The 11,085-nt window shown below is 47.3% G+C and carries 11 protein-coding genes; 4 read left to right on the top strand and 7 right to left on the bottom strand.

Going from position 1 to position 11,085, the window contains the following annotated elements:
• The 3 genes from L5L98_RS21025 to rsmD all read right to left on the bottom strand — a co-directional run.
• The coding region (locus L5L98_RS21025; RefSeq protein WP_218738632.1) for a transposase domain-containing protein at positions 1 to 165 on the bottom strand (165 nt) is incomplete at its 3' end.
• Positions 166 to 266: 101 nt separating this feature from the next.
• Positions 267 to 551 (bottom strand): DUF1145 domain-containing protein, encoded by a 285-nt coding sequence (locus tag L5L98_RS21020; protein WP_173248200.1) that lies wholly within the window; start codon positions 549 to 551, stop codon positions 267 to 269.
• Positions 526 to 1,194, bottom strand: coding sequence for a 16S rRNA (guanine(966)-N(2))-methyltransferase RsmD (gene rsmD, locus L5L98_RS21015; protein ID WP_131524803.1), 669 nt, complete (start codon positions 1,192 to 1,194; stop codon positions 526 to 528). Before rsmD ends, L5L98_RS21020 begins: the two co-directional genes overlap by 26 nt.
• Positions 1,195 to 1,407: 213 nt before the next feature.
• On the opposite strand from rsmD, the gene ftsY reads away from it, so the two are divergent.
• The 4 genes from ftsY to rpoH all read left to right on the top strand — a co-directional run bounded on the left by ftsY (position 1,408) and on the right by rpoH (position 5,783).
• Positions 1,408 to 3,018: a signal recognition particle-docking protein FtsY gene (gene ftsY / locus L5L98_RS21010; RefSeq protein ID WP_263143307.1), complete on the top strand. Its 1,611-nt coding sequence runs from the start codon at positions 1,408 to 1,410 to the stop codon at positions 3,016 to 3,018.
• 3 nt (positions 3,019 to 3,021) lie between these two features.
• Positions 3,022 to 3,738, top strand: coding sequence for a cell division ATP-binding protein FtsE (gene ftsE / locus L5L98_RS21005; protein WP_105250626.1), 717 nt, complete (start codon positions 3,022 to 3,024; stop codon positions 3,736 to 3,738).
• On the top strand, positions 3,735 to 4,700 hold the full coding sequence (ftsX, locus tag L5L98_RS21000) for a permease-like cell division protein FtsX (protein ID WP_263143304.1): 966 nt from the start codon (positions 3,735 to 3,737) through the stop codon (positions 4,698 to 4,700). The genes ftsE and ftsX overlap by 4 nt, the downstream gene beginning before the upstream one ends.
• A 225-nt stretch (positions 4,701 to 4,925) precedes the next feature.
• Positions 4,926 to 5,783 carry an RNA polymerase sigma factor RpoH gene (rpoH, locus tag L5L98_RS20995; protein WP_006079635.1) on the top strand — a complete coding sequence of 286 codons (858 nt, stop codon included), beginning with the start codon at positions 4,926 to 4,928 and terminating at the stop codon, positions 5,781 to 5,783.
• A 100-nt stretch (positions 5,784 to 5,883) separates the two neighbouring features.
• Here the strand turns inward: rpoH and menE are convergent, their stop codons facing one another.
• Genes menE through menD form a run of 4 tightly spaced genes read right to left on the bottom strand, consistent with a single transcriptional unit; the run spans position 5,884 to position 10,937 of the window.
• Positions 5,884 to 7,326, bottom strand: a complete 1,443-nt coding sequence (menE, locus tag L5L98_RS20990) for an o-succinylbenzoate--CoA ligase (protein ID WP_394474275.1) — start codon at positions 7,324 to 7,326, stop codon at positions 5,884 to 5,886.
• Positions 7,289 to 8,401 carry an o-succinylbenzoate synthase gene (gene menC, locus L5L98_RS20985; RefSeq protein WP_263143301.1) on the bottom strand — a complete coding sequence of 371 codons (1,113 nt, stop codon included), beginning with the start codon at positions 8,399 to 8,401 and terminating at the stop codon, positions 7,289 to 7,291. Before menC ends, menE begins: the two co-directional genes overlap by 38 nt.
• A gap of 26 nt (positions 8,402 to 8,427) precedes the next feature.
• The gene (menH, locus tag L5L98_RS20980; RefSeq protein ID WP_263143299.1) at positions 8,428 to 9,216 is read right to left on the bottom strand and encodes a 2-succinyl-6-hydroxy-2,4-cyclohexadiene-1-carboxylate synthase; all 789 of its coding nucleotides are present in this window, start codon (positions 9,214 to 9,216) and stop codon (positions 8,428 to 8,430) included.
• Positions 9,216 to 10,937: a 2-succinyl-5-enolpyruvyl-6-hydroxy-3-cyclohexene-1-carboxylic-acid synthase gene (gene menD / locus L5L98_RS20975; RefSeq protein WP_263143297.1), complete on the bottom strand. Its 1,722-nt coding sequence runs from the start codon at positions 10,935 to 10,937 to the stop codon at positions 9,216 to 9,218. Before menD ends, menH begins: the two co-directional genes overlap by 1 nt.
• Positions 10,938 to 11,085: the final 148 nt, after the last annotated feature.

Below are 11,085 nucleotides of genomic sequence, written 5' to 3'. Positions count from 1 at the left end.
CATCGGCAATTTACGCCGTCTTAACGTCGCAACGCCCTGAGAGTCTAGGCAAGATTGAATTAACTCAGGTTCTAACACATCTGCTAAGCAGGTGAATTCGGTTAGGCGGGTAATATGAGTACGGGCGAGTGCTTCTGAGAGTTGCATAAAAAAATCCGATGACATGAGGTCATCGGATTTTGATCTTTTCAGCGAGATCGTCAAGCGATCTGTCTTAACTGATCGGCATTACTCTATTGAGGGCTTTTTGCTGTCTGTGTGCTCGGTTAATTCGCTTGAGTCATCACTCGTTGCCGATAAGCTAACAGGCTGAAAATTCCGAAGATAAACACTTGTAGATAATCTTGTTGCGTTAATGGTAGCAAGGTCTTAAACAGCATGTGGAAAATCGCGACTTGGAAGCAATGCATCATGCAGGTAATGGCAAACAGGATATTTAAAGTAATCGCCACATTGCCTTCAAAGGGGATGACTAAGTTGTAGGCCATCATCAACCATGCAATCAGAGTGATGGCTTTACCTAAGTTAATTAATAAGGGCATGGTTTTCATCTTCGATGAGCTCAACAGTGGTTTCTGAGTGATATTGATATAAACGGTAGCTCACTTGCCCTGCATTCTTTTCTTTTAAGGCGTGCCAGCGAGAAGGGATAGCAAGTTGCGGCAATTCAGACTCGATTTCGACATAAATCAGCGCACCATCATTGAGCCAACCTTGAGTATCGAGCAGTTGAATCGTCTTTTCTGCCAATCCCTTACGAAAGGGTGGATCGATAAACACCACATCGAAACCTTGCTCGCAGCCCCTTTGCAGTACCACTAACGTATCAGCATTGAGCACTTCGGCCTTATCGCATTTAAGGGTTTGCAGATTTTCTTTTAATTGCAGGGCTGCGCCGCGTTGCAACTCGATAATTTTGGCGAAACTGGCATAGCGGGACAAGGCTTCGAGAGCTAAAGCGCCGCTACCGCCAAAACAGTCGAGTACACGTGCATTGACTAAATCATTCGCCAGCCAGTTAAAGAGTGTTTCGCGAACCCTGTCTGTCGTTGGGCGTAAACCTTCGAGATCTTGGATAGGTAGACGACGCGAGCGCCATTGGCCTGCGATGATCCGCACTTGTCCACTGCCGGGTTTATTTTTGGCTGTTTGACCCTTGGTCACATTATTTTTGACCGTTCGATGATTAACCAAAGTGCCCCCGTGATTTTGCCTGAAGAAAGAAAGTGGTAGACTGTGCCACCTTAATAAAGGCCGCTATTTTATATCAAAGTCTCACTAAAAGGTGAGAAGGCTAACTGAGCTTAGCTAATTGCCGACTTTTTGGGCGTAATTGCCGAGGCAATCTGGTATAACATCAGGGTCTTATTCAAAATTCAATACTGAAGTAGAGCGCTGGAATCACACATGGCAAAGAAAGGTTTTTTCTCTTGGTTTCGTAAAGATAAGTCACAAGATGAGGTCGTCGCTGAAACGCCAGTTGTTACTCCAACACAAGATACTGATGCAGCACAGCGTTTAGCGCAGGAACAAGTAGAGGCACAAGGAGTCATCGAGGCCGAAGCTCATGCTGAAAAACAGGCTGCAGAACAGTTAGCGGCCGAACAAACACATGCAAAAGCCGAAGCCGAGCAATTCGCCCTTGAGCATGCCCGAATCGAATCGTTGCATTTTGCTAATCAGCAAGCTGAAGCGACACGTTTGGCTGCTGAACAACTTAGTGCACAAAAGCATGCTGCAGAGAAGTTAGCCGAAGCACAGTTAGAAGCAGAACAACGCATCGCAGAACAATTGGCAGTACAGCAGTTAGCGGTTGAGCAAGCCGCCGCAGAGCAATTAGCTCAAGCAGAGGCGGTGCGTGTAGTTGCCGCTCAGCTAGAAGCAGAATTACTCGCAGCGGAACAAGCTGAACTTGCCCGTTTGGCCGCCGAACAGCATGCTGCTGAAGCCTTAACGGCAGAACAACTCGCTGGCGAAGCACTGGCACGTGAGCAAGCAGAGGCTTTAGTTCAGCAACAAGCTGAAACTGAGCAAGCTGTTATAGCCGTTGCTGAATTGCAACCTGAGCCTCAGGCGAGACCCGTTAAGGAAGGGCTCTTTGCTCGCCTGAAACGTGGCTTAATGCGTACCAGCGAGAATATTGGCAGTGGTTTTATCGGCCTATTTCGCGGCAAGAAAATCGATGATGATCTGTTTGAAGAACTCGAAGAGCAATTATTAATCGCTGACGTTGGTGTCGAAACCACTACGCGATTAATCAAGAATTTGACAGAGCATGCCTCACGTAAGCAGCTTAAAGATGCCGAAGCTTTATATGAATTGCTGCGGGATGAGTTGCAAAAAACACTGGATCCAGTCGCTATCCCGTTAGTACCAGACAATGCTAATGGCCCATTTGTTATCTTAATGGTTGGCGTTAATGGCGTGGGTAAAACTACCACTATTGGTAAATTGGCCAAACAATATCAGAGCCAAGGTAAGTCAGTGATGTTAGCCGCGGGCGATACCTTCCGTGCTGCAGCGGTTGAGCAGCTACAGGTTTGGGGTCAACGTAATGATATTACCGTGATTGCCCAGCATACTGGTGCCGATAGTGCCTCTGTGTTGTTCGATGCTTTGCAAGCGGCCAAGGCGCGTAAAGTGGATGTATTGATTGCCGACACTGCTGGTCGTTTACAGAACAAAGCGCACTTGATGGAAGAATTGAAGAAAGTCGTGCGAGTGATGAAGAAACTCGACCCAGATACGCCACATGAGGTCATGCTGACATTAGATGCGAGCACAGGGCAAAACGCGATTAGCCAAGCACAATTATTCCAGGAAGCCGTAGGTGTAACGGGTATTACCATCAGCAAGTTAGATGGAACGGCTAAGGGCGGCGTGGTATTTGCGATTGCTGATAAGTTTAATATTCCGATCCGTTACATAGGTGTGGGTGAGCAAATTGATGATTTGCGTACCTTCAATTCGAAAGAATTTATCGATGCCTTGTTCACTCAAGAAAAAGCGGATAGCTAATTTATGATTGATTTTCAGCAGGTCAGTAAGATTTATCCTGGCGGCCAAATGGCGCTGGAGGATGTGAATTTTCATCTACAGCAAGGTGAAATGGCATTTTTAACCGGCCACTCGGGGGCGGGTAAAAGTACGCTGTTGAAATTAATCACGGTAATCGAGCGGGCAACAACGGGGCGCGTCGCGATTAACGGTCACGATATCGCCAAAGTCAGCCCTAAACATGTGCCTTATTTACGCCGCAATATCGGGATGATTTTCCAAAACCATCACCTATTGATGGACCGAAGTGTGTTCGACAATGTGGCTTTACCACTGGTGATTGAGGGATTCTCCCATGGCGAAATCCGTAAGCGTGTTGCGGGTGCCCTCGACATGGTGGGTTTATATGGCAAGGAGCGGCATAACCCGATTATGTTGTCCGGCGGTGAGCAGCAACGTGTTGGCATTGCCCGTGCTATTGTGAATAAACCGCCTTTACTGCTCGCCGATGAGCCTACGGGTAACTTAGATCCTAAATTATCTATGGATATTTTGCGTCTGTTTGAAACCTTTAATGATGCGGGAACCAGCGTATTAATCGCCACCCATGATTTAGGTCTTATCGCACGAATGAAATATCGCACTTTTACCCTCAAACAGGGCCGTATGTTAGGTGCACAAGAGTTGCATCCTAATGTGCACACTCGCAGTGCACCGACGAATAGAGGTGAAGGGCAATGAGCGATAGCGCAAAATTAACTCGCAGCAAGCTGCCTCTGTCTGGTCGGATTGTGATGTTTTTTATTCGCCATGCGCAGCAAGCAATGGCGAGCATGGGAGAGCTCTGGCGCAACCCAACATCCTCTGTGATGACCATGGCTGTCTTAGGGGTGAGCCTAAGTTTGCCTGCAGCATTGCAAGTGTTAGTTAAAAATGCCGAGACCATTACCAGTTCCTGGAACAGCGCGGCAGAGATCTCCTTGTTTATCGACGATAATCGTAGTGAACAAACGATTCAGAGCCTGCTGACGCGCATTCGGACATATCCCGAAGTGGATAAAGTGCAATACATAGATAAAAATCAAGCGCTAGAAGAATTCCAACGCTTATCTGGGTTTGGTGAGGCCTTGGCCTATTTAGATAAAAATCCTTTGCCCGCGGTCATTACCGTTACGCCTACGCCGCGTTACTCAACACCAGTGGGCGCCCGTGAACTCTTAACTAAACTAGAGCGCGAGCCTGAGATTAGCTTTGGCCGTTTAGATATCGAATGGTTAGAACGGTTACAGGCGGTAGTGCGTCTACTCGAACGTACTGTGATGGCGATTGCCGCGTTACTCGTGCTGGCCGTGGTCTTAGTGATAGGTAATACGATTCGCTTAGCGATTATGAATCGGCGCAGCGAAATTGAAGTGATGAAGCTAGTCGGAGCAACTGAAGCCTTTATCCAGCGCCCATTTCTCTACACTGGGATTTGGTACGGAGTCATTGGCGGCATATTGGCTTGGCTTATCATCAACTTATTAGTGTGGTATCTCGATTCTGCCCTTGCCGAACTTTTAGGTTTGTATGGCAGTCAGCTCGAGATGAAATCACTCACTTTTATTGAACTGCTGCAATTGGTTGGACTTGCCTCATTTTTAGGTTGGTTAGGTTCGTATTTGTCTGTACGCCAGCATTTACGGTCGATTGAACCTTCATAATAATCAGTCGATTAAACTAAAAAAAGTGACGAAAAAAATGCTGAGTAATGAACTTTTGTTCACTTGCAATGTCTACTTCAGCGAGGTAAAAAGGGTATCTGCAAACGAGCTGAGGTTGACATACTCTGTCAATTAGCCGATAGTTCGTGAGCTTATTCTTAGGGTATTTTGTTGTTGAACCTAAGAATGCGCTCGTTAAGTAGTCTGATAAATGTAGGAGAGCGAATGACCTTTCAAACGCAATCAATGGCACTGACAGTCCCACAGGGCGCCAGTAGTCTAGAAGCTTATATCCATTCAGTGACTAGCATCAGCATGCTGGACGCTGAGGCTGAGTATGAGTTAGCCAAGCGTTTACAGGAAACTGGTGATCTACAAGCTGCGAAGCAACTGATTATGTCGCACTTACGTTTTGTTGTGCACGTTGCAAAGGGCTATTCAGGCTATGGTTTGCCACAGGCAGACCTGATCCAAGAAGGCAACATAGGCTTGATGAAAGCGGTTAAACGCTTCGATCCCGATGTTGGCGTGCGTCTAGTGTCTTTTGCTGTGCACTGGATCAAAGCTGAAATTCATGAATATGTGCTGAAAAACTGGCGCATTGTTAAAGTCGCGACCACTAAAGCACAACGTAAGTTGTTCTTTAATATCCGTAAAGCGAAAAAACGCTTAGGTTGGTTCAGCGATGCAGAAGTCACTATGGTGGCTGAAAATTTAGGTGTGTCTAAGGCCGATGTGACCGAAATGGAATCACGTATGGCAGCGCAAGATCCGGCATTTGATTTAACCAATGATCAAGACGAGGAGCATGATTTTGCCCCTGTTCATTATTTGGAAGATCATTCATCGGATTTAGCGGAAAATATTGAAAACGACAACTGGGAATCGAATGCTCAAGGTCGTTTATTATCGGCCATCAAAACCTTAGATGAACGTAGCCAGCATATTCTGCGCGCCCGTTGGTTAGATGACGATAAAACCACACTGCAAGAACTTGCAGAGACTTATCAAGTGTCGGCCGAACGTATTCGCCAACTTGAGAAAAATGCCATGAACAAGCTAAAAGCTTGTATGGAAGCCTAAGTCACATCACGTGTAAAATGATTGTAACTTAACCATAAAAAAACCTGCTGCGGCAGGTTTTTTTATGGGTGAAATTTGGCTTGATGACGTTGATGATAAATCAGTGTTTAACAAGATTAGCTATCAAGGCTTTTCTATTTACTTTCAGCCCTGCCTGCTCATGATTTTCTGGCCATACATAATACTGTCTTGGGCGTTTGAAGCGGGCGATTTTGTCGGCGAGGAACAATTCGAGTTCACTTGCAATCGACTCTGGGTGGTGGGTTAAACTGCCGCGAATGATGGCGGCGGGGAGACTGCCAAATTGTGCATCGGGGATGGCGAAAACGATAGCATCATCTATTTGTGGGTGCTGTTTAAGCGCGGCTTCGATTTCTTCTGGCTGGATGTTTTCGCCGCCGCAGATAAACATATTATCGACGCGGCCAAGAATGTGCAGATTACCATTTTCGTCCCATTCGCCCTTGTCCTTGGTGTAAAACCAGCCGTCTTGTTCAACGCACTTTTGTATTCCATCCGCGGTGAGATAGCCCATAAACAGGCATTCGCCGCGCACCAAAATTACACCGTCTTCGATTTTGAGCTCACGTTTGGGGAGTAGTTTGCCACTGCTACCGTCGCTTAAAGCGTGACCTGTGGTGATCTGCGAGCCCATTTCCGTCATGCCGTAACTGGTGTAACTGGCGATATTGCGTTGCTTAAGTTGTTGGAGTAAGTCGATTGAGACTGCGCCGCCACCCAGCAATAGGGCTTTGATACTTTTAAGTTTACTACTTGTATCGGCTAATAACTTACTCAGTTGTGCAGGCACCAAAGAGAGGTGGGTCAGCTTATCTTGGTCAATTTGCTGACTAAGACTTAGCGCTTGATCTGGTATGACAATACTGACACCGACTAAGGCACAGCGGTTTAATATCGCAAGACCGCCAATATGGAATAAGGGCAAGGAGAGTAGCCAGGCATCACCTTGTTCGAGTGGGATTAAGCTGCGGGCACCTTTGGCATTGGCAATATGATTCGCTAAGCAATGCACCGCCGCTTTGGGAAAGCCACTAGAGCCCGAAGTTAAAATCACATTAGCTGGACGAGTAAAGTCGACAGGCAGGGCTAAGTCACTGCTAATGCGATTGAAATTTAAGCGCAAGTGATGACAATTCTGTAGTTCGCAAACCTCATTACTCCAAACATAGCGGATCTGATGTTCATTAATTAAGTCTTGGATCTGCGCGAGGGGAAAACGTGGCGAGATAGGAAAAAAGATTACTCCTATATCGATGCAGGCCCAATAGAGACAAATGATCTCGAGATTATTGCTAGCAATACAGGCGAGCGGTTCACCGTTTGAGATCCCCGCAGCGCTTAGCTGCTGAGCCAGTGCGATAACGCGCTGGCTAAGCTCTGAGTAACTAATGTCTTCCCCCGCCAACTTGATGGCTGTCTGCTGTGGAAACGCAAGCGCAGCTTGGTGCACGGGTGACAGCGCAAGCGGTTTTGATAGGCTGGCATTAGACAAACTCGTTTCCCTCACTTGTAGCTGTATCATCATTTTGTTGCATTGAATCAATGGCGTGCAGTGCAATGGGCTCAAGTTGCGCGAGTGTGAGGCAGTATTTTTTGCCCGATGACACGACTAAATCTTGGCTAAAGGCGCTGAGGGTATCGAGCCCAGGGATTTCATCCGGAGTGAGAATCGCGGCTAAATGGGCCAGAGCATTAATGCCTAAACTGCTCTCTAGACTCGAACTGATAATGCAACGTACGCCATAGCTTTGCGCCGTATCGATTAAATTAGCTAGCTTTTCGATACTGCCGAGCAGCATAGGTTTGATGACAAGCGCAGTCAGACCATTTTGCATTACAAACTGGTATTCTGGATCGTTGAGCGATTCATCGAGGGCGTAGGGTATACCAATTGCTTGATAAAATTCATGATTATCATGAGGATTCAGGCAAGGTTCCTCAATGTACTCTATGGTATCTAGGGGTAAGCAAGCGGCAAATTCGATTGCTTGCTCAAGTGTAAACCCTCGGTTCGCGTCCAAACGCAATTTGAGATCGGGGCGGGTACGTAAAATGCCATAAATCAGGCTTAGTTCATCTTCGATTGAAGTTTGCGCGACTTTGACTTTAACCGAACGAACACTCCTGCCAAGGGCGGCAATTTTGCTATCGAGCAAGTCTTTGCTCGCATCCGTTGGATGATAAATCAGAGGGACTGTGGCCGTTTGTGGACGAATGGCATCGAGTTTGCCCATTAACTTGGCATGTAACAGACTTAAACCAAAGGCCAAAGAAGGATAATGACTTTGCTCGGCGCATTCCAGCAATGTATCAATATGCTGACCGCAGAGTTGGGGTAATAATCCAGTCAAAGCCGTTTGCACTTGAGTGAGTGTTTCACGGCTGAACCCCATCAAAGCTTGTTCATCGACATCTATGCCAGATAGTGGGGCAATTTCAACTTCGACTTGTCTATGCTCGCCACCAGCATTAGCGCTAGCACTTACACTGGCTTGTAGTACTAATCCCGCTCTGTGATCGATACGTTGCTTACCGACGGGCAATAATACGTCGAGCGGTAGTCGATATTGATACAGGTTAAGCGAAGTTAATATCATATATTTCCTACATTTTAATTCTGTCATTACCCTAGCAACTTCACTATTTTTGAGGTTAATGCCTCGGGAGCGGCTTGGTGTATGTTGTGGCCGGCGCCGTGAATACTATGGACGAGGATGGGCGCGTGTAATTGCCACTCTTGGGCGAGGGCGTGGAACTTAGCATCTTGGTTGCCCGCAAAGAAATGGCACTCACAGGTAAGCTGCAAAGGTACATCCCACATCGATGCTTGGTGTGCGAGTGAGGTGGCTATGAATACCTCTTTCAGCCGCTGTTTCGGATGCAGATCTAATGCTGCAGAACGATGCTCGATTAAGGTTTTTCGTTTGGTAGCCGTCATATCGGCAAATACGGGCTGCTGATACCACAAGCTTAAAAAGTCTTTGCTATTCAGATGCTGTAAACGCTCGGCCCACTGAGTATCATTTTTGATTCTGGCAAGTTTTTCTTGCGGGTCTGTAAGTCCAGGATGGCAGGATTCGAGGTTTAGGCTCAGAAGTCTTTCTGGATAGGCTTTGGCAAGGTGCAGAGCAATACGGCCACCGAGAGAATAACCATAGAGATGGAATTGACCAATATGAAGGCCATTCAGGTGTGCCAACACATCTTCAACACATTGGTTAAATCCATCTAATTCGGTTGGCTTCAACTCCTTTTGGTTATCCCCGTGGCCCGGCAGATCTAAGCAAATACAGTGAAAGTGCTGGCTTAGCGCTGGCATTAACGGTAACCAGTCGGTCTTAGTGCCTAAAAAGCCATGCAGTAACACTAAGGTCGGTAGTGAAGAATTGCCGTAACGGGCCATGGTTGGCATTAGCTTTGTTTCACCCACAAGTTGAGCTCGGCGATTTGGTCGCTGGCTTGTGTTTGACTTACATTGACTTCAATGATCGAAGCCCCCTGAAAATCCAGTGCTTCATTATAGCTATCTTGAAAATCGGCTAAATTATCCACTTGATTATAGGGCAAATTAAACATAGCTGCGGCGTAGCCAAATTCTAAACCGTGGCTGAGTCGATAATAATCGCTACGGACTTGTTCATTGGGAACGGGCAATAAGTTGAAGATATTACCGCCATCATTATTGAGGATCACGATCACCAGCGGGCTGGTTAAGCCTTTAGCGATGACCAGCGAGTTAAGATCGTGCAGTTGTGATAAATCACCGATGATTAAACTCGTGGGTTTGCCTTCATGGGCCGCAATACCGCAGGCGGTGGCGAGTAGTCCGTCAATACCTGATGCGCCACGATTAGTATAAGTGGTTGCCGTACAACAACTGACAGGGGCATACATGTCGTACAAGCGTACAGGCAGGCTATTACCGATAAAAAGCTGCTGTTCTAGCGGACGAGTATTGGCGATGGCCCGCACAACTTGTGCTTCACCAAATTCCCCTTGGTCGATATTGCGCACAAATAAGTTATGCAATTCATCGTTATAGGTGATTAGAGTATTCGCCCAGTTTGCAGAGGATGAGCGATACCAATTTAAGGCCGCAAACTGCTGTGCATTCGCGTGCCAAATGTGTTTAGCATTGTGACTAGGGTCAAGCCTGTCTTGTTCTGGTAAAACCTGCCAATAGCTGTGCCAATTTTGCTCGGCGAGATAACCTATCAAGCGTTTTGATAATAAACGGCCGCCGAATACGAGTACACGATCCGCTTCCTGCAATAGATTACGCGCCCTTGGATGTTGCAGCAGTTGATCAATATTACCTATCGCCGCGGGATGCTGACGCAGTTGCGACTGGGCATCAGTAAGTAATGGCCAGCCGATTTTTTGCGATAGGGCAATTAGTTGCTGTGGATCTTGTTCAGGCGTGAGAGTGCCGACAACGATCACCCCTTTACCGTGGACGAACCGCATAATGGCATCGTCACTTGGGCTGCTCACCTGTTTGCTCTTACCGTATTGGGTATACGGGCGTGCGAGCTGCAGCCAAGTTTGCAATGGTTTGAGGTAGGGTGATTCGGCATCGAGAATCGCGCCACTGAGTTCACTCGGATACAAGGGCTCACGGTACATGCAGTTGATGTGCACTGGACGAGTTTGATTCGCCACTGCTTCATCCACTGTGGTAAGCAACGCCTGCGGTGCGATATGTGTATCCGGTGTTGGCAAATTCACTTGAGTGGCGTAATTCGCAAAAATTCCCGGTTGGACTATGGCTTGATTGGCACCGCAGCCGAGTAATTCTGGCGGACGATCGCCACTTAAGACGATTAAAGGTACATGGGTCAGCCACGCCTCCACAATGGCAGGGTACAAGTTGGCGACTGCTGTGCCTGAGGTCGTAATGATTGCGACCGGTGCGCGGCTGGCTTTGGCTAGACCTAAGGCCATAAAGCCGAGCCCACGCTCGTCGAAATGTAAGTGACGCTGGAGTTTAGTTTGCTGGGCGGCGGCGAGGGTTAACGGTGTTGAGCGCGAGCCCGGCGCCATACACACATGTTGCACGCCAAGACGTGCTAACTCCTCAAGAATAAGGGCGCCCCAAATAAGATTAAGAGTGGCTGTATTTTCGGTCCGCATAGCTGAATCTATTAGGATAAAGATGGGCTTAGTGTAACGTGTTTATGCTCCAAGATGTATGCTTGGTTTAACAATTCTCGAGTGGATCGCATGGGGGCTGAGGTGGAGCCTAAGCTAAGGCAGAGGATGCCTGTCACCTCGTGTATCG

Origin of the sequence: Shewanella sp. SM23, assembly GCF_025654295.1 — a bacterium.
GTDB lineage: Bacteria > Pseudomonadota > Gammaproteobacteria > Enterobacterales > Shewanellaceae > Shewanella > Shewanella oncorhynchi.
This window is presented reverse-complemented; position numbering and strand designations above follow the sequence as displayed.

What these genes read in the sequence shown, in the direction of transcription:
- L5L98_RS21020 (WP_173248200.1), bottom strand. Translation starts at nt 551, where the DNA reads ATGAAAACCATGCCCTTATTAATTAACTTAGGTAAAGCCATCACTCTG.
- ftsY (WP_263143307.1), top strand. Translation starts at nt 1,408, where the DNA reads ATGGCAAAGAAAGGTTTTTTCTCTTGGTTTCGTAAAGATAAGTCACAA.
- ftsE (WP_105250626.1), top strand. Translation starts at nt 3,022, where the DNA reads ATGATTGATTTTCAGCAGGTCAGTAAGATTTATCCTGGCGGCCAAATG.
- ftsX (WP_263143304.1), top strand. Translation starts at nt 3,735, where the DNA reads ATGAGCGATAGCGCAAAATTAACTCGCAGCAAGCTGCCTCTGTCTGGT.
- rpoH (WP_006079635.1), top strand. Translation starts at nt 4,926, where the DNA reads ATGACCTTTCAAACGCAATCAATGGCACTGACAGTCCCACAGGGCGCC.
- menE (WP_394474275.1), bottom strand. Translation starts at nt 7,326, where the DNA reads ATGATACAGCTACAAGTGAGGGAAACGAGTTTGTCTAATGCCAGCCTA.
- menC (WP_263143301.1), bottom strand. Translation starts at nt 8,401, where the DNA reads ATGATATTAACTTCGCTTAACCTGTATCAATATCGACTACCGCTCGAC.
- menH (WP_263143299.1), bottom strand. Translation starts at nt 9,216, where the DNA reads ATGCCAACCATGGCCCGTTACGGCAATTCTTCACTACCGACCTTAGTG.
- menD (WP_263143297.1), bottom strand. Translation starts at nt 10,937, where the DNA reads ATGCGGACCGAAAATACAGCCACTCTTAATCTTATTTGGGGCGCCCTT.